This is a genomic window from Pseudomonas paeninsulae, assembly GCF_035621475.1.
Classification (GTDB): domain Bacteria; phylum Pseudomonadota; class Gammaproteobacteria; order Pseudomonadales; family Pseudomonadaceae; genus Aquipseudomonas; species Aquipseudomonas paeninsulae.
This window is the reverse complement of sequence record NZ_CP141799.1, coordinates 1,694,913-1,716,279: the sequence shown is the minus strand read 5'-3', so window position 1 is coordinate 1,716,279 and position 21,367 is coordinate 1,694,913. Positions and strand designations below refer to the sequence as shown.

Annotated in this window: 23 protein-coding genes and 1 tRNA gene; all 24 read right to left on the bottom strand. The window is 61.0% G+C overall.

Annotation, left to right across the window (positions count from 1 at the left end; genetic code table 11):
* Positions 1–64: 64 nt before the first annotated feature.
* Positions 65–1,294: a benzoate/H(+) symporter BenE family transporter gene (locus tag VCJ09_RS07950; RefSeq protein ID WP_324733860.1), complete on the bottom strand. Its 1,230-nt coding sequence runs from the start codon at positions 1,292–1,294 to the stop codon at positions 65–67.
* A 188-nt stretch (positions 1,295–1,482) separates the two neighbouring features.
* The gene (gene catA, locus VCJ09_RS07945) at positions 1,483–2,424 is read right to left on the bottom strand and encodes a catechol 1,2-dioxygenase (RefSeq protein ID WP_324733859.1); all 942 of its coding nucleotides are present in this window, start codon (positions 2,422–2,424) and stop codon (positions 1,483–1,485) included.
* A gap of 33 nt (positions 2,425–2,457) precedes the next feature.
* Positions 2,458–2,748, bottom strand: a complete 291-nt coding sequence (catC, locus tag VCJ09_RS07940) for a muconolactone Delta-isomerase (RefSeq protein ID WP_079201336.1) — start codon at positions 2,746–2,748, stop codon at positions 2,458–2,460.
* Positions 2,749–2,787: 39 nt separating this feature from the next.
* Positions 2,788–3,909 carry a muconate cycloisomerase family protein gene (locus VCJ09_RS07935; RefSeq protein ID WP_324733858.1) on the bottom strand — a complete coding sequence of 374 codons (1,122 nt, stop codon included), beginning with the start codon at positions 3,907–3,909 and terminating at the stop codon, positions 2,788–2,790.
* Between the two features lie 30 nt (positions 3,910–3,939).
* The gene (locus VCJ09_RS07930; protein ID WP_324733857.1) at positions 3,940–5,277 is read right to left on the bottom strand and encodes an MFS transporter; all 1,338 of its coding nucleotides are present in this window, start codon (positions 5,275–5,277) and stop codon (positions 3,940–3,942) included.
* Between the two features lie 73 nt (positions 5,278–5,350).
* A complete protein-coding gene (locus tag VCJ09_RS07925; protein WP_324733856.1) occupies positions 5,351–6,127 on the bottom strand; it encodes a 1,6-dihydroxycyclohexa-2,4-diene-1-carboxylate dehydrogenase in 777 nt (258 codons plus the stop codon).
* 113 nt (positions 6,128–6,240) lie between these two features.
* Entirely contained in the window at positions 6,241–7,251 is a 1,011-nt protein-coding gene (gene benC, locus VCJ09_RS07920; RefSeq protein ID WP_324733855.1) for a benzoate 1,2-dioxygenase electron transfer component BenC, read from the bottom strand.
* Positions 7,252–7,384: 133 nt separating this feature from the next.
* Positions 7,385–7,873, bottom strand: a complete 489-nt coding sequence (benB, locus tag VCJ09_RS07915) for a benzoate 1,2-dioxygenase small subunit (RefSeq protein WP_324733854.1) — start codon at positions 7,871–7,873, stop codon at positions 7,385–7,387.
* Positions 7,874–9,235 (bottom strand): benzoate 1,2-dioxygenase large subunit, encoded by a 1,362-nt coding sequence (gene benA / locus VCJ09_RS07910; RefSeq protein WP_324733853.1) that lies wholly within the window; start codon positions 9,233–9,235, stop codon positions 7,874–7,876.
* 233 nt (positions 9,236–9,468) lie between these two features.
* Positions 9,469–10,419 carry an AraC family transcriptional regulator gene (locus VCJ09_RS07905; RefSeq protein ID WP_324733852.1) on the bottom strand — a complete coding sequence of 317 codons (951 nt, stop codon included), beginning with the start codon at positions 10,417–10,419 and terminating at the stop codon, positions 9,469–9,471.
* A 274-nt stretch (positions 10,420–10,693) separates the two neighbouring features.
* A complete protein-coding gene (locus VCJ09_RS07900; RefSeq protein ID WP_324733851.1) occupies positions 10,694–11,539 on the bottom strand; it encodes an IclR family transcriptional regulator in 846 nt (281 codons plus the stop codon).
* Between the two features lie 539 nt (positions 11,540–12,078).
* A tRNA-Lys gene (locus tag VCJ09_RS07895) sits at positions 12,079–12,154 on the bottom strand.
* A 57-nt stretch (positions 12,155–12,211) separates the two neighbouring features.
* Positions 12,212–12,886: a 7-cyano-7-deazaguanine synthase QueC gene (gene queC, locus VCJ09_RS07890; RefSeq protein ID WP_324733850.1), complete on the bottom strand. Its 675-nt coding sequence runs from the start codon at positions 12,884–12,886 to the stop codon at positions 12,212–12,214.
* A gap of 1 nt (position 12,887) precedes the next feature.
* Positions 12,888–13,535: a 7-carboxy-7-deazaguanine synthase QueE gene (gene queE, locus VCJ09_RS07885; RefSeq protein WP_324733849.1), complete on the bottom strand. Its 648-nt coding sequence runs from the start codon at positions 13,533–13,535 to the stop codon at positions 12,888–12,890.
* Positions 13,536–13,664: 129 nt separating this feature from the next.
* Positions 13,665–14,489, bottom strand: a complete 825-nt coding sequence (ybgF, locus tag VCJ09_RS07880) for a tol-pal system protein YbgF (protein ID WP_324733848.1) — start codon at positions 14,487–14,489, stop codon at positions 13,665–13,667.
* A 5-nt stretch (positions 14,490–14,494) separates the two neighbouring features.
* Positions 14,495–14,995 (bottom strand): peptidoglycan-associated lipoprotein Pal, encoded by a 501-nt coding sequence (gene pal / locus VCJ09_RS07875; protein WP_324733847.1) that lies wholly within the window; start codon positions 14,993–14,995, stop codon positions 14,495–14,497.
* 69 nt (positions 14,996–15,064) lie between these two features.
* A complete protein-coding gene (gene tolB, locus VCJ09_RS07870) occupies positions 15,065–16,366 on the bottom strand; it encodes a Tol-Pal system beta propeller repeat protein TolB (protein WP_324733846.1) in 1,302 nt (433 codons plus the stop codon).
* Entirely contained in the window at positions 16,363–17,361 is a 999-nt protein-coding gene (gene tolA / locus VCJ09_RS07865; RefSeq protein ID WP_324733845.1) for a cell envelope integrity protein TolA, read from the bottom strand. The genes tolB and tolA overlap by 4 nt, the downstream gene beginning before the upstream one ends.
* Entirely contained in the window at positions 17,361–17,813 is a 453-nt protein-coding gene (gene tolR / locus VCJ09_RS07860; protein ID WP_079201322.1) for a protein TolR, read from the bottom strand. The genes tolA and tolR overlap by 1 nt, the downstream gene beginning before the upstream one ends.
* 32 nt (positions 17,814–17,845) lie before the next feature.
* Entirely contained in the window at positions 17,846–18,541 is a 696-nt protein-coding gene (gene tolQ, locus VCJ09_RS07855) for a protein TolQ (protein WP_079201321.1), read from the bottom strand.
* A gap of 2 nt (positions 18,542–18,543) precedes the next feature.
* Complete coding sequence (ybgC, locus tag VCJ09_RS07850) at positions 18,544–18,996, bottom strand: tol-pal system-associated acyl-CoA thioesterase (RefSeq protein ID WP_324733844.1); 453 nt, start codon at positions 18,994–18,996, stop codon at positions 18,544–18,546.
* A 52-nt stretch (positions 18,997–19,048) separates the two neighbouring features.
* Positions 19,049–20,101 (bottom strand): Holliday junction branch migration DNA helicase RuvB, encoded by a 1,053-nt coding sequence (gene ruvB, locus VCJ09_RS07845; RefSeq protein ID WP_079201319.1) that lies wholly within the window; start codon positions 20,099–20,101, stop codon positions 19,049–19,051.
* Positions 20,102–20,107: 6 nt separating this feature from the next.
* The gene (ruvA, locus tag VCJ09_RS07840) at positions 20,108–20,713 is read right to left on the bottom strand and encodes a Holliday junction branch migration protein RuvA (RefSeq protein ID WP_079201318.1); all 606 of its coding nucleotides are present in this window, start codon (positions 20,711–20,713) and stop codon (positions 20,108–20,110) included.
* 21 nt (positions 20,714–20,734) lie between these two features.
* Positions 20,735–21,259, bottom strand: a complete 525-nt coding sequence (gene ruvC, locus VCJ09_RS07835) for a crossover junction endodeoxyribonuclease RuvC (RefSeq protein ID WP_079201317.1) — start codon at positions 21,257–21,259, stop codon at positions 20,735–20,737.
* Positions 21,260–21,367: the final 108 nt, after the last annotated feature.

Below are 21,367 nucleotides of genomic sequence, written 5' to 3'. Positions count from 1 at the left end.
ACGCAAGTGGGTGGTGTGACTACCGCCGCGTCGAGCGGCGGCAATGCTCATGGGCCGAAGGCGCCTAACCGCTTGCCTCCTCGTTGGCCAAATGGGTGCTCGGCAGCGGCGCTGCGGCGGGCGCGGCTTTACGCCGGACGCTCAGCAGCAGGTGGGCGACGAGGCCGAACATCAGCCCCCAGAAAGCCGCCGACAGGCCGAGAAAAGACATGCCCGAGGCCGTCACCAGAAAGGTGATCAGCGCCGCTTCGCGGTCGTCCGGCTGGGCCATGGCGCCCGCCAGCGCGCCGCCTATCGCGCCGAACAGCGCCAGTCCGGCCAGGGCGGCGATCAGCTCCTTGGGAAAGGCGGTGAACAGCGACACCAGGGTGGCGCCGAACAGGCCCAGCAGCAGGTAGGCCAGGCCGCCAACCACCCCGGCGACATAGCGTCTGGAAGGATCTTCATGGGCTTCGCGGCCGGTGCAGATCGCCGCAGTGATGGCCGCCAGGTTGAGGCCGTGGCAGGCAAAGGGCGCCAGCAACAGCGAACCCAGGGCACTGCTGCTAATGATCGGGCTGGCCGGGGTCTGGTAGCCGGCGTTGCGCAGCACCGCCATGCCTGGGACGAACTGGCCGGTGAGTGCCACCATCACCAGCGGCAGGGCAATATTTAGGCTGGCCGCCAGGCTGAACTCGGGGCTGATCCACACCGGCGTGGCCAGGCCGATGACCAGTGCCTCCTGGCGCAGGTCGCCGGTGGCAAACGCGATCGTGCAGCCGACCAGCAACACCGCCATCACTGCATAGCGCGGCAGTAGACGCTTGACCAGCAGGTAGCTGGCGAACATCGCCAACACCAGGACCGGCTTGGTTTGTAGCGAGACGAACAGACCGGTGCCGAAACTGAACAGGATGCCGGCCAGCATGCCGGCGCCAATTGCGGCGGGCAGCTTGCTGATGATGCGGTCGAAGGCGCCGCTGATGCCGACCAGGAAGATGATCAGGCTGGCGACGATATAGGCGCCGACCGCTTGGTTGAGGCTGATCTGCGGCAGTAGCGCGACCAGCAACGCCGAGCCCGGCGCCGACCAGGCAATGATGATCGGCACGCGGTAACGCAGGCTGAGGCCGATGCCGAGCACCGCGCTACCAATCGAGATCGCCCAGACCCAGGACGACAGCACGGCATGCGACAGGCCCGCGCTCTCGGCCGCCTGGAAGATGATCACCAGGGGGCCGGCGTAGGAAATCACGGTGGCAATGAAACCGGCCACCACGGCGGACAAAGAGAAATCGTTGATCAAGGCTTTCATGGGGCCTCGCAAGGTATGGATGGCGTCCCTTGGGGGATGCTCTTGTTGTAACCCTAGGGTGCGCAGGCAGCCCCGTAGGAGCGGGCCATGGCCGCGATCGCGGCCATGGCCCGCTCCTACAAAATGCACGCCCGCCTCACTCGCGCAGATGGATCCCGGTGCGCGCAGCGCACCCTACGATCGTCACATCAGGCTTGTTGCAGGGCGCGTGGACGCGTGCTGCGCTGCTCGGCTCCGGCGACCGGGGCCTTCTGCAGCTGGAAGTCGAATTGCAGTTCGGCGAAGCGGCTGCCCTGCACACCACGGTCACGGGCGACGGCGGCGTCCTCGACGAAGGTGAGGTCGCCGACCAGGCCGTCGCGGGTGGCGTAGGCGAAGTCGTCCCACAGGTACTGCTCGCCCGCCAGGTTGATCTGGGTGGTCAGGTGGCGATGGCCAGGGGCGGAGATGAAGAAGTGGATGTGCGCAGGGCGCTGGCCGTGGCGGCCGAGCAGGTTCAGGCACTCCTGGGTCGGCCCGTCCGGCGCGCAGCCGTAGCCGCTGGGCACGGTGCTGCGGGCGCGGTAACGGCCGTCGGCATCGGTGACGATGCGCCGACGCAGGTTGTAATCGGACTGGCTCTGGTCAAAGTAGGAGTAGTTGCCCTGGGTGTTGGCGTGCCACAGATCGACCACCGCGCCGGCCACCGGCTGGCCCTGGGTGTCGCGCACCACGCCTTCGAGGAACATCACGGTGGCGCGGTCCAGTTCGCTGCCGTCATCCATCCGCACTTCGCCTTCGGCCATGGGCGCACCGGCGACATACAGCGGGCCTTCGATGGTGCGCGGGGTGCCGCCGGTCAGGCCAACCTGGGCATCCTTGGCGTCTTGCAGGATGTCGAGGAAGTGCTCCAGGCCCAGGCCCGGAACCAGCAGGCCGGCTTCATTGCGGCCGCCCAGGCGGTTGAGGTAATCCACCGTGTGCCAGAACTCGTCATCGGTGATTTCCAGGTCTTCGATGATCTTCGCCGCGTCGTTGATGATGCGCAGCATGATCTGCTTGACCCGTGGGCTGCCCTGGTCGTTGTTGAGGCCCGCAGCCTCGTTGAACAGGTTCTGGATTTCGGCAGTGTGGCTGACTTTAACGGTCATGATAGTGTCCTCGTTTTTTTGTTCTAGGGCTAATCAAAGGTCGTCTTCACGGATCGATGAGGGGTGCCGGCACAGCGGCGTAACCTCGATGTCCATGTAGGGAAACAGCGGCAGCTGCATCAGGGTGTCGTGCAGTTCCTGCACGCTATCCAAGTCGAATACGCTGTAGTTGGCGTACTGCCCGGCGATGCGCCACAGGTGGCGCCACTTGCCTTCGCGCATCAGGCGCTGGGCCAGCTCCTTCTCGTCGGCCTTGATCTGGGCGGCCTTGGCCGGGTCCATGTCCACCGGCAGTTTTACGGTCATCTTCACGTGGAACAGCATGGGTACATCTCCTCTGCTGACAGCTTGTTTGCCAGTGGGTTAGGGGCGACGGAAGAACGCCAGGCGTTCTTCATTCAGGCTCAGGCCGAGGCCCGGCGTACGCGGCACATGCAGCTGGAAGTCGCGATACAACGGCGCCTCGTTGACGATTTCCTCGGTCAGCAGCAAGGGGCCGAACAGTTCGGTGTGCCAGGTCAGCTGCTTGAGGGTGAGGAAGGCGTGGGCCGAGGCCAGGGTGCCGATCGAGCCCTCCAGCATGGTCCCGCCGTACAGGGCGATACCGGCCGCCTCGGCGATCGCCGCGGTACGCAGCACAGCGCGCGGACCGCCGTTCTTGGCAATCTTCAGGGCGAAGATGCTGGCGGCGCCGTCGGCGGCCAGGCTGAAGGCGTCTTCCACGCTTTCGATCGATTCGTCGGCCATGATCGGTGCCGGGCTGCGTTGATTGAGGCGCACCTGGCCGCTGCGGTTGATCCGCGCGATCGGCTGCTCGATCAGGTCGATGCCGTTGTCGCCGAGCACCTGGCAGGCACGCAGGGCCACCGACTCGTCCCAGGCCTGATTGACGTCGACGCGCACGCTGGCGCTGTCGCCCAGGGCGCGCTTGATGGCAATCACGTGCTTGAGATCCTCAGCGACCTCGCCCGCACCTATCTTCAGCTTGAAGATGCGGTGACGGCGAATTTCCAGCATCTGCTGGGCTTCGGCGATGTCCTTGGCGGTGTCGCCTGAGGCCAAGGTCCAGGCCACTTCCAGGCTGTCGCGCACGCGGCCACCGAGCAGCTCGCTGACCGGCAGGCCCAGGCGTTTGCCCTGAGCATCGAGCAGCGCGCTTTCCAGGCCGGACTTGGCGAAGGTGTTGCCCTTGGCGGCCTTGTCCAGACGCTGTATGCAGGCGTTGATATTGGCCGCGTCCTGGCCGATCAGCAGCGGCGCCAGGTGGCTGTCGATGTTCTGCTTGATGCTTTCCGGGCTTTCGTTGCCATAGGCCAGACCACCGATGGTGGTCGACTCGCCCAGGCCTTCGATGCCGTCGGCGCAGCGCAGGCGGATAACCACCAGGGTCTGCTGCTGCATGGTATGCATCGCCAGCTTGTGCGGGCGGATGGTCGGCAGATCGACGATGATCGCCTCGATACTTTCAATCAGGACTTGGCTCATTCAGGCTCCGGTAGGTTCCGCTAGTTGGGGTCAGGAAGCCGTGGCCGCCGGCAGCGGCGCGGCACTGCTGCGCTGGCTGCTGATGGCGAACACGCTCATGGCAATGGCGGCGATGGCACCGGGAATGGCGAACGCCAGAAAATTGAGCTGCAGCGGCAGGTTGATGCCCAGCAGCGCGCCACCGAGTAGCGGGCCGACGATGGCGCCATTGCGGCCGATGCCCGAGGCCCAGCCGAGGCCGGTCGAACGGATCGACAGGCCGTAGAACTGCGCTGCACAGGCGTACAGCAGGATCTGCGTGCCGATGGTGGTCGCGCCGGCCACAGCAATCAGCAGGTAGAGCAACGGCGTCGGGCTGTTGAAGCCGAGCAGGCTGATCGACAACGCGGCGGCGACAAAGAACACCACCATCACCTTGGCCAGTTTGAAGCGGTCACCCAGCCAGCCGCCGAGGATGGCGCCGGCCATGCCGCCGAAGTTCAGCGCCAACAGGAACGAAAGGCTGGAACCCAGGCTGTAGCCGGCGTTGGCCATCAGTTTCGGTAGCCAGGAGCTGAGCGCGTAGACCATCAGCAGGCAGCAGAAAAACGCCACCCAGAGGCACAGCGTGCGCAGCAGTCGACCCTCGCGAAACAGCTCGAGCACGGAGGCCGAGCCGCCTTTCACCGCTGCCAGGTTCAAGCTGTCGTCAGCCGCGATGGCCCGGTTCGGGTCGACCCGCCGCAGGATCGCGCGGGCTTGTTCGGTACGCCCCTGGCGCACCAGGAAACCGACCGATTCAGGCAGGAAGCAGAGAATCAATGGCAGCAGCAGCAGGGGTACGGCGGCGACGAAGAACATCGACTCCCAGCCAAAACGCGGCAGCATGTACATGCCGACGCCCGCCGAGAGCATGCCGCCGACCGAGTAGCCGCTGAACATGATGGCCACCAGGGTGCTGCGCAGTTTCTTCGGCGCGTACTCGCTCATCAGCGCCACCACGTTGGGCATCAGGCCGCCACAGCCGAGACCGGCGATAAAGCGGCAGATGCCGAACTCGGTGGGATTGCTGGCAAAACCGTTGACCAGAGTCGCGCCGCTGAACAGTAAAAAGCACAGGGCGATGCCCTTCTTGCGCCCGATCTTGTCGGCCAGGGTGCCGAAGGCCAGGGCACCGAACATCATGCCGAACAGCGCATAGCTGCCCAACGCGCCGGCTTGCAGCGGGGTCAGCCCCCACTCCTGCATGATTACCGGCAGGACCACTCCGTAGATGAACAGGTCGTAACCGTCGAAAATCAACAGCAAGGCGCACCACAACATCACCATCCAGTGATAGCGATTGAAGCGCGCGTTATCTATTACCTCGTGTACGTCAATATTGCGCATGGCATCGGTTCTCTATTTTATTTTTGTTGTGTAAACCCGCTTGCATCGCTGGCGGGCAATTAGCTGAAGACGCCTAGCCCTGGTCGCCACCACCCACGGGCAAGGTCACCCCGGTGATGTAGGCGGCGTCGTCGGAGGCGAGGAACAGAATCGCCCCGGCCTGATCGTCGATGCTGCCGTAGCGCTTCATCAGGCTGCTGCTGACGGTCTGGTCGACGATCTGCTGGTACCAGAGCTTTTCCTGCTCGCTCTGCTCGGCGCCGTTGCGCGGAATCCGCCGTGGCGGTGCTTCGGTGCCGCCCGGTGCGGTGGCGTTGACCCGGATGCCGCGCTCGGCAGTCTCGAACGCCAGACATGCGGTCAGGGCGTTGACCCCGCCCTTGGCAGCGCCGTAAGGCACGCGATTGACCCCACGGGTGGCGATCGAGGAGACGTTGACGATGGCGCCGCTGCCTTGCTCGAGCATCTGCGGCAGTGCGGCGTGGCAGCACCACAGGGTGGGGAACAACGAGCGCCGCACTTCGGCCTCGATCTCATGCGCCTGGTAGTGCTCGAACGGTTTGGCCCAGATGGTGCCGCCGACGTTATTGATCAGGATGTCCAGGCGACCGAAACGTTCGAGCGCCGCGGCCATCACGCGCTGACACTCGGCGAACTGCTCGAGATCGGCGGTCAGGGTCAGCACTTCAGCGACGCCAGCCAGCTCATCGGCCAGTTCATGCACCAACTCGGAACGATCGACCAGCAGCAGCCGCGCGCCCTCCTCGGCCATGCGTTCGGCCACGCGGCGACCGATGCCCTGGGCGGCGCCGGTGACCACGGCGACCTTGTGTTGAAAACGCATACTCATAGTCCCGACCTCGATGAAGGCTGGCGGCGCATCGCCGACCAGTGGCCGCGGGCTCCGGCCCGCGCCGCGAATAAAACAGGCCCGCCTAACTAGTAAGCGGACCAAAGGAGCCCCTAGGCGCTGGCGGCGAACTTCTCGTAATAGAAGTTGGCCGGCTGCACGCCTTGTTCGCGGATGTAGCTGCTGACCGCCTCGACCATCGGCGGCGGACCGCACAGGTAGACATCCACATCGCCGTCGTTGAGATGCTTGGGCGCGATGTGCTGAGTGACGTAGCCCTTGAGTGGATAGCTGCTGTCCGGGCTGGCCACGCAGGCGCTGTAGGTGAAGTTGGCAATGCGCGCGGCCAGGGCCTCGAGCTTGTCCATCTCGACCAGGTCGAAATCGTTGGTCACCCCGTAGATCAGGTGCAGCGGATGCGCACTGCCCTGCTCGGCAACCTTCTCGAGCATCGCGGTAAACGGCGCCAGGCCGGTGCCGCCGGCCAGCAGCAACAGCGGCCGCTTGATTTCGCGCAGGTAGAAGCTGCCCAAGGGACCCGCCAGGGTCATGCTGTCGCCGGCCTTGGCCAGGCCAGTGAGGAAGCTGCTCATCAAGCCGCCCGGCACGTTGCGGATCAGGAAGCTGACTTCGCCGTCCTTCTGCAGGGTGCTGAACGAATAGGCGCGGCTCTGCTCGCTGCCCGGCACCTGCAGGTTGACGTACTGGCCTGGGAGGAACGCCAGCTTGCTCAGCGCCTCGCCCTTGATCGACAGGGCGATGGTGCTGTCGGAGAGCTGACGCACCGCGCTGATCGCCGCCTTGTAGCTGGCCTGCTGGGTCTTGCACACCTCGCTGGAGGCCGGCACGCGCACCACACAATCGCTTTCGGCGCGCATCTGACAGGTCAGCACATAACCCTGCTCGGCTTCTTCTTCGCTGAGGGCGTCTTCGACGTATTCCTCGCCGAGGTCGTACTGACCGGCTTCGGCGAAACACTTGCAGGCACCACAGGCGCCGTCGCGGCAATCCAGCGGGATATTGATGCCCTGGCGATATGCCGCATCGGCGACGGTCTCGCCAACAGTGGCGTCAATGAAACGGGTGACCCCGTCTTCGAAATTCAATGCGATCTTGTGGCTCATGGCGCACCTCGCTTTAACAAAGTCAGTTGTCAAACCGCAGGCGGAGCATCATTCGTGCAGGGGCACCCGAGGCCAGGAGAGCCAGTGCTCTCCCCGCCCATGATCCGTGCCAGCGCAGGCTCCGAACCGGGTCTTATAGGTGATAGACGTCGATGATCTGCCGCACGTAGTCGTTCTTCAGAACCACCTTCTTGGCCTTGATCAGCGGGTTCGGCCCGCTGGTGTCGAGGCTGTAGAAGCTGGTGCCGTAGAAGTGGTCGACGACCTTGTAGCGAAAGCTCATGGTGTGCCAGTTGAAACGCAGCTTGCACACGCCATCGGCCTGCTCGATTAGCTCGATGTTGCTGATGTTGTGCGAGGTGCGTGTATCCGGAATGGTGGCACTGGAGCGTTCGGTGCGGATGCGGAACACGCGGTCTTCCAGACCGCTGCGGTTGCCGTACCAGATCAGCGAGATTTCGGTCTGCGGGTTCTCCACCAGCTGGTCGCGGTCATCCCAGGCCGGCATCCAGAAGGTCGCGTCGCTGGCATACAGCTCCAGCCACTCATCCCACTGCTTGTCGTCGAGGTAGCGCGCTTCACGGTAGAGGAAGTCACGCGCGGCTTCGTATGTCAGGCTCATTTACGCGCCCTCCACGTGAATCAATTGATCCTGCTGTTCCTGCAGGGCCTTGATCATCTGCTGCTGCCAGTAATGATGCTGCAGCACGAACAGACCCTCGTCTTCGGTGCGCACGCCGCTCATCAGCGGATGCAGATCGATTTCCTTGGCCGACTCGTCGGCGCCCTCGACCCAGTGCTCGCAGCCACGGGACATGTCGTTCCACTCCATGGCGCGACCGGCGAAGCCCTGCTGGCAGGCACGGAACTCTTCCAGATCGTCTGGAGTCGCCATGCCGCTGACATTGAAGAAGTCTTCGTACTGCCGGATACGCCGGGCGCGGGCCTCGGCGCCCTCGCCTTTCGGCGCGATGCAATAGATGGTCACTTCGGTCTTGTCCACCGCCAGTGGCCGGGCGATGCGCAGCTGCGAGCCGAACTGGTCCATCAGGTACAGGTTGGGGTACAGGCAGAGGTTGCGTGAGTTGCCGATCATCCAGTCGGCACGCGCTTCGCCGAACTCGCTGGCGAGACGATCACGCTCGGCGAACATCGGCCGGTCTTCCGGGTTATCCCAACGGGTCCAGAGCAGCAGGTGGCCGTTGTCGAAGGAGTAGAAACCACCACCCTTCTTGCCCCAGCCACCGGCGCTCATGGCGCGGATATCGTCACCGGCTTCTTTCAGCTTGCGCTGCTGCTGGGTGGCGGCGTAGTTCCAGTGCACGGCAGTCACGTGGTAGCCATCGGCACCGTTCTCGGCCTGCAGCTTCCAGTTGCCCTCATAGACATAAGTGCTGGAGCCGCGCAGCACTTCCAGGCCATCGGCGGACTGGTCGACAATCATGTCGATGATCTTCTTCGACTCGCCGAGAAAGTCTTCCAGCGGCGCGACGTCATCGCGCAGGCTGCCGAACAGGAAGCCGCGGTAGGACTCGAAGCGCGCAACCTTCTTCAGGTCATGCGAGCCGTCGCAGTCGAAGCTGTCCGGGTAACCCGCTTCCTTGGGGTCCTTGACCTTGAGTAGCTTGCCCGAGTTATTGAAGGTCCAGCCGTGGAACGGGCAAGTGTAGGTAGCCTTGTTCCCGCTCTTGAAGCGGCAGAGCATGGCGCCGCGATGGCTGCAAGCGTTGATAAAGGCGTTGAGCTCACCGGCCTTGTTGCGCGCGATGAAAATCGGCTGACGCCCCATGGAGGTGGTGTAGTAATCGTTGTTCTCGGGGATCTGGCTTTCATGGGCCAGATACAACCAGTTGCCCTCGAAGATGTGCTGCATCTCCAAATCGAACAAGCGAGGGTCGGTGAACATCTCGCGCTTGCAGCGAAAAATGCCCTTCTCTTTATCTTCTTGCAGCAGGCCGTTCAGGTAATCGAGTCGCAGGGTCATCGCCATGGCTCCGTTATTATTGTTTCAACGGAATCAAGGCTACGACCCAGGACTGTCCGACAATATCCACTTTGTACACGACCTCTATCCGTTTTCTGCAGGGCGGCGAAAACGGATAAACGGCATGCGTGGGGGAACGGGAAACAGGCAGCGGGAGGACGCTAGCGCGCCCGCGGGGAGAGAAGATCAGTGCCCAGAACGTACGCCAGGCAGCACATCAAGGGCCATACGGCTTAGTCGCGGCGGCGCAGGGTGTCGGAAGGCAGCTCGCCGAAGGCACTCTTGTAGCTCTCGGAGAAACGCCCGAGGTGCAGGAAGCCGTAATCCAGCGCCACCTCGGTGACGTTACGCACCTTGGCGGTCGGGTCGATCAGGCAGGCATGCACCTTCTCCAGTTTCTTGTTGCGGATATAGTGCTTCGGCGTGGTTCCAGCGTTGCGCTCGAACAGCGCGTAGAGCGAGCGCGGGCTCATGCGCACCACCTCGGCCAGCTGCTCCAGGCCGATATCCTGCTTGAGATTGTCCTCGATGTACTGGGCGATACGCTCGAACGATGGGCAGCTCTCGAGCTCCTCACGGCCGACGTTGTTGGCCAGCAGGCCAAGCAGCTTGGTGGCGATGATCCGGGTGAAGTGCTCTTGTACCTGGGTCATCGGCTGCGCGCTTTCGGCTTCGTCGCAGACCAGCCCGAGCAGATTGACGAACCCATCAAGCTGCTGGAGGTTGTGCCGTGGGGCGAAGCGTATGCCTTCGGCCGGCCGGCGCCAGTGGTTCTCGCTGCACGCGCGATCGAGAAAGGTCGTGGGCAACTTGACGATGAATTTTTCGCAGTCATCCGAGTAGGTCAGGTCGACCGGATCGTCCGGGTTGATCAGCAACAACTCGCCAGGGGTGAAATAGTGCTCCTCGCCGCGCCCGCGCCACAGGCAGTGCCCCTGCAGGAGGATCTGCAGGTGATAGATGGTTTCCAGTGCCGGCGAGGTGACCCGCACGCTGCCACCGTAACTGATCCGGCACAGATCCAGGCTACCGAAGGTGCGGTGGTTAAGACTGGCCTCGGGCCGCCCGCTTTGGGGTAAACGAATGCAATGCGCGCCAACATGCTGATTCACATAGTCGGAGACTGCATAGGGATCGGCATTGTGGAATATCCGACTTCTCTCGTTAAGTAGACGACAGTCCATAACTCACGTGCTCTTATAATTTTATGGCGCTGAGGGTCGGCACAAGCAAGGCATCCGCCCTCACGTCTTATATTGATACAGGCAAAACAGCCATACAGCAGCCAGCACCGATCAACGGTCAACGGTCAACGGTCAACACCCATAAGCCACATCGACCGACTCGCGGGTGTCAATGATGGCGATTGCGACAGCTTAGTGAATTCGAACAATAGAAGGATGGTCAGTGCGCGATAACCGCACACATTCGCTCAAGACTGTAGTCCCCCCGCCTGGCTCACAATGACTTGAACAACTGGCCGCTCAACTCGCGGCTGGCGTTGAGCATGATCGGCAGGAAGCGCTGCTCCAGCTCACGGGCAGGTACCCGTCCGGCATGGGTGCTGACGTTCATCGCCGCCAGCACATGGCCGGACGAGTCGTACACCGGCACGGCCAGCGAACGCAGCCCTTGCTCCAGCTCCTGATCGACCAGGCACCAGCCCTGCTGACGCACCTGCTGCAGGCATTCCCAGAGTGCTTGCGGGGTATGCAGGGTGCGGCTGGTCTTGACCTGCAGGTCGGCGTGATTGAGGTAGTCGCGCAGGCTGTCGTCATCCAGCGCCGCCAGCAGGATACGACCCATTGAGGTGCAGTAGGCCGGCAAGCGGCTGCCGACGCTGAGGTCTACCGAGATCAGTCGCTGCGGAATCGCCGAACGGGCGATGTAGAGCACCTGCTCGCCTTCCAGAGTGGCCAGGTTGCAGGCCTCGTGCAGCTGCTCGCTAATCCGGTCCAGGAAGGGCTGCGCCGACACTGCCAGGGGCGTCGACGACAGGTAAGCATGGCCGAGGGTCAGCACCTTGGGCAGCAGCGAATAGGTACGTCCGTCGGTGGTCGCGTAGCCCAGCTTCATCAGGGTATACAGACAACGGCGCACAGCCGCGCGAGGGATCTCGGTGCGATGGCTGATCTGCGCGATGGTCAGGTGGCGCTTGCGTTCCTGGAAGGCATTGACCACTGCCAGGCCGCGCGCCAGCGAGGTCATGAAGTTCGGATCACCGCTCAGATCGGCGATGCGTTTGGCCGGTGAAACATACACCGGCGGCACTAGGCCGGACAGTGGCGGACGCGCCTCGGTCATACAACCTCCTTAGCAGGCGGGAGCAACAATGATGCGATTATCGAACGGTAATTCGATAATCGCAATTCCTCCAGCCGGCGCAACAGGTAACCTGCCGACGCTCAGCCAGCGCCCGTTATGCTCAGGCATCCATCGCCATTTGGGCATGGTCCAGCGCCTGCCAGCGGGACCCCGCACCGGCTTCTGCGGCAGCGCTCTCCCCCCGATAATCGCGCTAATAGCCACGATAAGGGCCGGGGTTCGCTACTACTTAGTCAGACTTCAGGTCATCAGGCAGCCCCGATGACCTGCCAGCGACCAACCTACCAAGGATCCGGGTTGTATTCGCGCGAGCGGACAGCACTGCATAGCCGAGACGCAATCCAGGGAACAGGCCCCGGATGGGTGCAGTTTTAGAAAAAGACCACAGAGGGCGCCGTGCTGACTGAGGCCAGTCGGATGGCAGTGGCTGCGGGCAAAAAACAGCAGACACAAAAAAGCCCGAATGCCTTTGCGATAAGGACATCCGGGCTTTCTTTTACCTTCCGAGGAAGGATATATGGTGGGTCGTGTGGGATTCGAACCTACGACCAATTGGTTAAAAGCCAACTGCTCTACCAACTGAGCTAACGACCCAATGCAGGGCGCATGATACTGATTTAATTCAGAAAATCAACACCAAGCAGCAAACTTTTAACGGTAACGGGTCGGATCAGCCACAGCCGCCGCGGCAAAACCGGCCGCACGTAGGCGACAGCTGTCGCACTTGCCGCAGGCACGACCTTGCTCATCGGCCTGGTAGCAGGACACCGTCAGAGCATAATCCACGCCATGGCGCATACCCGCCTCAACGATCTCGGCCTTGCTCATGTTCTGCAGCGGCGCCTGGATACGGAAACCCTTGCCTTCGACCCCGGCCTTGGTCGCCAGGTTGGCCATGCGCTCGAATGCTGCAATGAACTCGGGACGGCAATCCGGGTAGCCGGAATAATCCACCGCATTGACCCCGATGAAGATATCGCGCGCGCCCAGCACCTCGGCCCAGCCCAAGGCCAGGGAGAGAAACACGGTATTGCGCGCTGGCACATAGGTGACCGGGATGCCTTCGCTCGGGCTTTCCGGCACCGCAATGCTGCTGTCGGTCAGTGCCGAACCACCGATGCCATCGAGACTCAGGCCAATCACCTTGTGCTCGACCACCCCCAGGTGTCTGGCCACCCGCTCGGCCGCCTGCAATTCGGCGCGATGGCGCTGGCCATAGTCAAAGCTCATGCTGTAGCAGCTGTAGCCCTCGGCCTTGGCCAGAGCCACCACGGTGGCCGAATCGAGGCCACCAGAGAGAAGAATTACCGCTTTCTTGTCGCTCATATCAATGTCCCGGCTCGTCGTTCCAGAGAATCTTGTGCAACTGCATTTGCAGACGCACGGGCAGGTTATCGGCGACGATCCAGTCAGCCAGCGAACGCGCGCTCAACTCCTGGTGGCTCGGTGAGAACAACACCTCACCCGCGCGCTCATGCAAACGGTACTGGATCAGCTTGGTCACCGCCCAGTCATAGTCTTCGCGCGAGCAAATCACAAACTTGACCTGATCGTTTGCCGTCAACAGCTCGATATTCTCATAGCGGTTGCGCGCCACTTCTGCCGAGCCCGGGGTCTTCAGGTCGAGCACCTTGCTCACCCGCGGGTCGACCGCCGACACATCCAACGCGCCACTGGTTTCCAGCGATACCAGGTAGCCGGCATCACACAAGCGCTTGAGCAGAGGAATACAGTTGGGTTGCGCCAACGGCTCGCCACCGGTCACACAGATATAGCGCGGCTTGTAGCTGGCGATCTGTTCAACGATGGTGTCCAGAGACACGACTTCGCCGCCGCTGAAAGCGTAGGCGGTATCGCAGTACTGGCAGCGCAGGGGGCAGCCGGTCAGGCGAACGAACACGGTCGGCAAGCCGGCGGTGCGCGTCTCGCCCTGCAGCGAGTAGAAAATCTCGGTAATTCGCAGGGTATCTTGCATATCAGCCACGGGCGTGACGGCTAAACAGGCCATCCGCCTCCGTTGCGGGAAAAGGGGCGCGGATTGTAACGAAAAAACCCGCGACAGGCGCGGGTTTATCACTTCAGCTCGAGGCGTGCAGCTGATTCTTTATGGTATCCGCTGCAAATCCCGCTGCGCCAGTTGCGCCGCAGAACTACCCGGGTACTTCGCAATTACCTGCTGCAGAATGCCTTTGGCCTTGTCTGCGTTGCCCAGACGCATTTCGACGTCAGCAAGTTTGAACAATGAGTCTGGCACCTTCGCATGCTGCGGATAGGACTGACTGACCAGAGCAAAGGCCTTGCCGGCACCCTGCAGATCGCCTTGGGCCAGGTTCACCTCGCCCAGCCAATACTGGGCATTGCCGGCATATTGGCTGTTCGGGTATTTACGCACAAAGGCAGCAAATGCCTGACTGGCCTTGTCAAAATCCTTGGCTTTGATCAGATCGAAGGCAGCGTCATAAAACAGCTTTTCCTTCTCTGGATCAGCCGGATCACTATTGGCTGGGGCTGGCGCCTGACCAGCAGCAGCGGCTGAATTGCCATTGGTGCCTGCAGCACCAACGGCAGGGGAATTCTGGGTGGCCGCAGCACCTGCTGCTCCACTGCTCAAACGCCGATCAAGATCCTGGTAACGCTCCAGGCCTTCTTGCTTCAAACGTTGAATTTCATTCTGCTGCTCTTCGAGCAGGCCGCGCAGTTGCGCGATTTCTTGCTGCATCTGTTGCAGCTGGGTAAACACCATGCCTTGCGCCGAGGTTGGGGCCTCATCAACCCCTCCCCCGACGTAGGCGCCGGACGTGCCATAACCAGAAGGCGGATAACTACTACTGCCATAATCGGCATTGTTATCCACCACAGGAACCTCGGCCCAAGCCGTAAACGGCAGGCAGAGGGCCAAAATAGTCAAAGCACGGCGGCAGGTATGCATGGCTATTACTTACGCAGTTCTACGCGACGGTTCTGAGCCCAGGATTGCTCGTCGTTGCCAGTGGCAATCGCACGCTCTTCACCGTAGGAAACCAGTTCCAGCTGGGCCGGGGAAACACCCTGCAGCACCAGGTAACGCTGAACGGCTTTCGAGCGACGCTCGCCCAGAGCCATGTTGTATTCACGAGTACCGCGCTCGTCAGCGTGGCCTTCCAGAACGACGCGAGCGCCATTGCCTTTCAGGTCTTTAGCGTGAACGTCGAGTGCGCGCATAGCTTCGGCTTTCAGGTCGGCGCTATCGTATTCGAAGTAGAACGTGGTGATAGCGCGCAGAGCAGCTTCTTCGCTCATGCTGCCATCTACGGAACCAGTATCAGCACCGTAACCAGCGTTCGGATCTACAGCGTCGCCTTGACCAGCGGCATCACCGCCTTTGGACGAACAACCAACAGCAACAGCCAGAGCCAGACCCAGTAAAGCAAATTTGCCAAATTTCAGCATTTCCATCATGTAACTCCTAATGAACCCCAGTGTGTTAAGCAGTATTTCTTAGCAGTACAACGGTGTAGCGCCGCATCAGTTCAGGTAGGGGGACCAGGAAGGCTCTCGAACTTCGCCTTGAGCGGTAGGAAGAGGGAGCCTGACACGCCCATTAATGGACGCTAACATCAAGACTCCCCGACCCTGCTGGCGGGTCGCGTAGATTAGCATGGTGCCATTGGGCGCAACAGTAGGTGATTCATCCAAACTTGTGTCGGAAAGAATGCGCAAATTCCCACGTTGCAGATCCTGGGCCGCTACCTTGAACACGGTGTAACCCTCCTGGCGATGGATCATCACCAGGGTCTTCTCATCCGCAGAGAGCTTCGGGTTGGCATTGTAGTTACCGACGAAGGTCACCCGCTCCACCGCCCCGCTGTTGATATTGGTCTTATAGATCTGCGGCTTACCGGATCGATCCGAGGTGAAGTAGATGGTATTGCCGTCTTTACCCCAGAACGGCTCGGTATCGATCGCACCCTGATTGGTCACCCGACGCAACTGTCGCGAGCCCATGTCCATCACATAGATTTCCGGGTTGCCATCCTTTGACAGAACGAATGCCAGACGGCTGCCATCCGGCGACCAGGCCGGCGCGCCGTTGAGCCCCTCGAAGTTGGTGACCTGCTCACGCCGGCCGGTGTCGATGTGCTGAACGAAGATGCGCGGACGCTTCTGCTCGAACGACACATAGGCGATACGACGGCCATCCGGAGCAAACGACGGCGACAGGATCGGCTCGCGCGATTGCAGCAAGGTCACCGCACGCGCACCGTCATAGTCGGAACGCTGCAGCGTGTAACGGGTGTTGTTGACCGAGAAGCGCTCGGCAGTGACATAGAGCATACGCGTAGAAAATGCGCCCTTGACCCCGGTCAGCTTCTCGAACGACAGATCGGCGATATGGTGCGCCATATCACGCAACTGATCGGTTCCGCCGCCTACGCTACCGGTCAGCACCTGCTGCTCGGTGGCCACATTGAACAGGGCGAACTGCACCTGTAAACGACCACCACTGGGCACCATGCTGCCAACCAAGACATATTGCGCGCCCAGGGCTTTCCAGTCGCGGTAGATGATTTCACTGGCCTGGCTCGGCCGGCTGATCATGTTCTGCGGCGGGATAGGCTCGAATACCCCCGAGTTACGCAGATCATCGCCAATAATCTTGGCCATATCCTCCGGCAGCACGGTGCCACCTTGCCAGCCGAATGGCACGACGGCGATAGGGATAGCCCGGTCGGCCCCTGATGTCACCAGAATATTTTTTTCCTCAGCTACCGCTGCGCCCGCCACGCAGAGCAACGCAAAGAGAATCCCTCTAAAAATACTAATCACAAGGCTAAGTCCTCGGGCGTGAATGTCATTTTGAATGAACGATACGGGTTGAAATCTGCCGAACTCAACCCCTGCATCTCTGTGAGCCTACCGATGTTCTTGACCGCGGCAACAGCCGAACTATCGAATGGCGTATTCCCACTTGAACTCGCCACACTGACACTAGTAATAGTGCCATCTGGCAACATGGTGATCTGCAACACCACACGCATACTAGCACTAGCACCTGGCGGCCTACTCCAGCCCTCGGCCGCACGCATTCTGATCAAGTCATCAAAGCTGCCGGCAACCTGATCGCCTACTTCATCGGCCAGCGCTTGCTGACGACCGACATCCTCGGACAACAGTTCAGCCAAGGCTGCGGCCTTCTTGTCTTCAGTGGCCTTGCGCTGGGCCGCCTCGGCGGCCTTTTTCTTGGCATCATCCGCGGTTTTTTTCTTGGCGTCCTCGGCTGCGGCTTTTTTCTTCGCCTCTTCGGCGGCTTTCTTCTTGGCGTCTTCTGTCGCTTTCTTCTTGGCGTCTTCGGCAGCTTTCTTCTTCGCCGCTTCATCCGCCGCCTTTTTCTTGGCGATATCAGCTAGCTTCTTCTGCTCGGTCGCTTTCTTTTCTGCTTCCGACTGTTTCTTCGCAGCATCGGCTTTCTTCGTCGCTTCGGCCTTTCGAGCATCCTCGGCCTTCTTTTGTTCCGCCGCTTTAGCCGCTACTGCTTGTTTTTCCTTATCAGCCTTTTTCTGCTCCAGCTGTTCGGTCTCATAAATCGGCGCGGTGGTTTTCTTGGTCTCACCGGCAATTTTCTGATTGGTCTGGGTGGTCGCCTGACTCTGCGACTTCAGCTGATACAGGGTTGCCTGGACGATCGGACGAGGTGGCGGCAAGTCAGGTGCGAAAGCAAAACTGACGAACAGCATCGCAAACATCAAGGTATGCAGCGTCACAGCCCAGACCACTGGCCAAAACAGGCTTTCCGCCGGTGACGGCTCGCGTTGCTCGCGCATCAGGGGGCCTCGGTAATCAGCCCGACGTTACCCACGTCGGCTTGCTGCAAGCCACTCATTGCAGCCATGACGGTACCGTAATCGACAGCTTTATCGCCGCGCACGAACACCTGCACCTGCTTACCCTGAGCACGACTCTGACGGATGATCGCAGTGACTGCCGCGGTCATTTCTTCCAGGCTCATGGCTCGATCCTGCACGGTATCGACATCGACTTCCGTGCCCATATTCCAGAAGTAGGACTTGTCTGACTTGATCGAAATCGTCAGTACCTGAGCGTTATTATCCTGAGGCAAGACCTCACTGCTGACTTGCGGCAGATCGACCTTGACCCCCTGGTTGAGCATCGGTGCGGTGACCATGAAGATAACCATCAGCACCAACATCACATCGATGTAGGGCACCACATTCATCTCGGAAACCGGCTTGCGTCTGTTGCGAATTCTGGCCATGGCTTGAAACCTATCTTGAGAGAGCCTAAGGCTTAGTCGTCGCGGGTGTGTACCTTGCGGTGCAGGATCGCCTGAAACTCATCGGCGAAGGTGTAGTAGCGACCGATCAACATCTCGCCACGCGAAGTGAAGCGGTTGTAGGCGATGACTGCGGGAATCGCCGCAAACAGACCGATAGCGGTGGCAATCAGAGCCTCGGCAATACCCGGCGCCACGGTAGCCAGAGTCGCTTGCTGCACCTGGGCCAAGCCGCGAAAAGCGTTCATGATTCCCCACACGGTGCCGAACAGACCGATATAGGGACTGGTAGAACCCACGGTGGCGAGGAACGGCAGGCTCTGCTCGAGCTTCTCTTCTTCACGCGAAATAGCCACGCGCATGCCGCGCGCTACACCGTCCATCACCGCATCGGGATCGACGCCCTGCTGCTGACGCAGACGGGAGAACTCCTTGAAACCGGCACGGAAGATCTGCTCCAGCCCCGAGTCAGGGTCCGGATTGCTACCCGCCTGACGATACAGCTTGGACAAATCGATACCGGACCAGAAACGCTCCTCGAAGTTGTCCAGAGCGCGCTTGGCGGCACGCAGCAAGGTGCTGCGCTGAAAAATCATGACCCACGAGGTGACCGAGGCGGCCACCAGCGTCAACATCACCAGTTGCACCACCAGACTGGCATTGCTGATCAAACTCCACATCGACATGTGGTCAACGGCGTTGGCTTCCACGCTTACTCTCCTGCTTTGGCTATAACCGCGTCGCTGAGGCCGGCAAAGGCCGCACGCAGAGCTTCGGGAATAGCCCGGGGTTTCAAATTATCGGCGCGCACACAGGCCACCAGGAACTGCCCTTCACAGAGCAGCGCATCATCCGTGGCCCGCCTGACCTGCTGACGAAAACGCAGGCTGGCACGGTTTAATTCCATTACTTGCGCACTTACCAACAACTCATCATCCAGGCGTGCCGGCGCGTGATAGCGCGCCTCACTGGAGTGCACGACGAACAACAGGCCCTCACCCGCCAGCGTCGACTGGGCAAAGCCCAGGTCACGCAGCCGCTCGGTGCGAGCCCGTTCCATGAATTTGAGATAATTGACGTAGTAGACGATGCCGCCTGCATCGGTGTCTTCGAAATAAACCCGACAACGATGGGCGAAAGGTAGAACTCCGTTTTGCGCGTGCATACTTTAGTGCTAGCTCCTGAACTTGCCAATCACTGGCAGAAAGTATTTTTACTTAATCGTCATCAACAGCAGACAAGTCGACGGCCGGCAAATCGCCCATGCGTTTCGGCATGTTCAGGCCAAAATGCAGGTAGGCATGGCGGGTTACCACGCGCCCGCGCGGGGTACGCATGATATAGCCCTGCTGAATCAGGTAGGGCTCCAAGACATCTTCGATGGTGTGGCGCTCTTCACTGATCGCCGCCGCCAGGCTGTCGACCCCCACGGGGCCGCCATCGAATTTCTCGATCATGGTCAGCAACAGCCGGCGATCCTGGTGATCGAAACCGCGCTCGTCGACATTCAGCAGGTTCAGTGCCGCATCGGCAATCTGCCGGGTGATGTCGCCCTGGCCACGCACCTGGGCGAAATCGCGCACACGGCGCAGCAGGCGGTTGGCGATGCGCGGCGTACCGCGAGCACGCCGGGCGATTTCGAAGGCGCCCTGCGCCTCGATCGGCAAACCGAGAATGCCCGCCGAACGCGTGACAATGGTGGTCAGGTCCTCGGTGTTGTAGAACTCCAGGCGCTGGACGATACCGAAACGATCGCGCAACGGATTGGTCAGCATGCCCGCGCGCGTGGTGGCGCCAACCAGGGTGAATGCCGGCAAGTCGAGCTTGATCGAACGTGCGGCCGGGCCTTCGCCGATCATGATATCCAACTGAAAATCTTCCATCGCCGGGTACAGCACTTCCTCAACGATCGGCGATAGACGATGGATTTCATCGATGAACAGCACATCACCCGGTTCAAGATTGGTCAGCAGCGCGGCCAGATCGCCCGGCCGCTCCAGTACCGGCCCGGAGGTGCTCTTGATCGACACGCCCATTTCCTGGGCAATGATATTGGCCAGGGTGGTCTTGCCAAGCCCCGGCGGGCCGAAGATCAGGGTGTGATCGAGGGCTTCACTGCGCCCCCTGGCAGCCTGGATAAACAGTTCCATCTGCTCGCGCACGCTCGGCTGACCGATGTATTCGGCCAGCTTCAACGGCCGAATGGCACGATCTACCTGCTCATCGCGGTCGCGGGTAGTGGCGGTAATCAGGCGATCTGCTTCTAACATCGAGAGTTACACCATTCCCTTCAGGGCACGACGGATCATATCTTCACTGCTCAGCCCATCTTCCTTGATCGCGGAGACGGCGCGACTGGCTTCTTGTGGCTTGTAACCCAGGGAAATAAGCGCACTGACTGCATCATTCTCCGCATGTGGGACTGTGCCAGCGGCGTGAGGTTCAACGACCAGGGTCGCCATGCCCGGCACTGCCTCCCAAGCCTTGAAGCGATCCTTCAATTCAACCAGCAGGCGTTCGGCAGTCTTCTTACCGACCCCGGGGATCTTCACCAGCACCGAGGTGTCTTGCGCCTGCACGCAACGCACCAGCTCATCGACCTCCAGCCCGGACATCAAGGCCAGTGCCAGTTTCGGGCCGACGCCGTTAAGCCGGATCAACTCGCGAAACAGCTGACGCTCGCGCTTCTCGAAGAAGCCGTAGAGCAGGTGCGCATCTTCACGCACCACCAGGTGTGTGTGCAGGGTTAACGGCTCGCCGATCGCGGGCAAACGGTACAAGGTTGTCATGGGCACTTCCAGCTCATAGCCCAGACCATTCACATCCAGAATCAAATGTGGCGGCTGTTTCTCCGCCAGGGTGCCGCACAAACGTCCAATCACCGCTGCTTTCCTTGAGTAACGCTATAAACGAAGGCGGCCGCCGCGCCGCTTGGCAGCGACCAGACCGTGTGGAATCAGGCTTTGCCGGTGATGGGCATGACACAGCGCAATCGCCAGGGCATCCGAGGCATCGATCTGCGGTTTCTGCACCAACTTGAGCAAATGCATGACCATCATCTGCACCTGCTCCTTATCCGCGCCACCGGTGCCGGCAATCGCCTGCTTGACCTGGGTCGCGGTGTACTCGGCAATATCCAGCCCCGCCTCGATCCCCGCCACGATAGCCACGCCGCGGGCCTGGCCGAGCTTGAGCGCCGAGTCAGGGTTGCGCGCCATAAATACCTGCTCGATACCCATGGTCACTGGCCCGTAGGTCTCGATCACCTCGCGCACGCCGCGAAAAACGATTTGCAAACGCTCAGGCATCGAGCCGCTACCGGTACGAATACAGCCCGAGGCGACATATTCACAGCTGCGCCCGGTATCACGCACCACACCATAACCGGTGATGCGCGAACCGGGGTCGATACCGAGGATCAACGTCATGCCCTACCATCCACCCGAGCTGTCGACCAAAGCCGACAACCATACTGTTTATCTATCCAGTTGGCGAGTATAGGGGCAGCCTTCGATGCAGTCACCCACATAGCAGCC

Excerpts from the sequence above, each read along its gene's own strand:
- VCJ09_RS07950 (WP_324733860.1), bottom strand. The coding sequence starts at position 1,294 with ATGAAAGCCTTGATCAACGATTTCTCTTTGTCCGCCGTGGTGGCCGGT.
- catA (WP_324733859.1), bottom strand. The coding sequence starts at position 2,424 with ATGACCGTTAAAGTCAGCCACACTGCCGAAATCCAGAACCTGTTCAAC.
- catC (WP_079201336.1), bottom strand. The coding sequence starts at position 2,748 with ATGCTGTTCCACGTGAAGATGACCGTAAAACTGCCGGTGGACATGGAC.
- VCJ09_RS07935 (WP_324733858.1), bottom strand. The coding sequence starts at position 3,909 with ATGAGCCAAGTCCTGATTGAAAGTATCGAGGCGATCATCGTCGATCTG.
- VCJ09_RS07930 (WP_324733857.1), bottom strand. The coding sequence starts at position 5,277 with ATGCGCAATATTGACGTACACGAGGTAATAGATAACGCGCGCTTCAAT.
- VCJ09_RS07925 (WP_324733856.1), bottom strand. The coding sequence starts at position 6,127 with ATGAGTATGCGTTTTCAACACAAGGTCGCCGTGGTCACCGGCGCCGCC.
- benC (WP_324733855.1), bottom strand. The coding sequence starts at position 7,251 with ATGAGCCACAAGATCGCATTGAATTTCGAAGACGGGGTCACCCGTTTC.
- benB (WP_324733854.1), bottom strand. The coding sequence starts at position 7,873 with ATGAGCCTGACATACGAAGCCGCGCGTGACTTCCTCTACCGTGAAGCG.
- benA (WP_324733853.1), bottom strand. The coding sequence starts at position 9,235 with ATGACCCTGCGACTCGATTACCTGAACGGCCTGCTGCAAGAAGATAAA.
- VCJ09_RS07905 (WP_324733852.1), bottom strand. The coding sequence starts at position 10,419 with ATGGACTGTCGTCTACTTAACGAGAGAAGTCGGATATTCCACAATGCC.
- VCJ09_RS07900 (WP_324733851.1), bottom strand. The coding sequence starts at position 11,539 with ATGACCGAGGCGCGTCCGCCACTGTCCGGCCTAGTGCCGCCGGTGTAT.
- queC (WP_324733850.1), bottom strand. The coding sequence starts at position 12,886 with ATGAGCGACAAGAAAGCGGTAATTCTTCTCTCTGGTGGCCTCGATTCG.
- queE (WP_324733849.1), bottom strand. The coding sequence starts at position 13,535 with ATGCAAGATACCCTGCGAATTACCGAGATTTTCTACTCGCTGCAGGGC.
- ybgF (WP_324733848.1), bottom strand. The coding sequence starts at position 14,489 with ATGCATACCTGCCGCCGTGCTTTGACTATTTTGGCCCTCTGCCTGCCG.
- pal (WP_324733847.1), bottom strand. The coding sequence starts at position 14,995 with ATGGAAATGCTGAAATTTGGCAAATTTGCTTTACTGGGTCTGGCTCTG.
- tolA (WP_324733845.1), bottom strand. The coding sequence starts at position 17,361 with ATGCGCGAGCAACGCGAGCCGTCACCGGCGGAAAGCCTGTTTTGGCCA.
- tolR (WP_079201322.1), bottom strand. The coding sequence starts at position 17,813 with ATGGCCAGAATTCGCAACAGACGCAAGCCGGTTTCCGAGATGAATGTG.
- ybgC (WP_324733844.1), bottom strand. The coding sequence starts at position 18,996 with ATGCACGCGCAAAACGGAGTTCTACCTTTCGCCCATCGTTGTCGGGTT.
- ruvB (WP_079201319.1), bottom strand. The coding sequence starts at position 20,101 with ATGTTAGAAGCAGATCGCCTGATTACCGCCACTACCCGCGACCGCGAT.
- ruvC (WP_079201317.1), bottom strand. The coding sequence starts at position 21,259 with ATGACGTTGATCCTCGGTATCGACCCCGGTTCGCGCATCACCGGTTAT.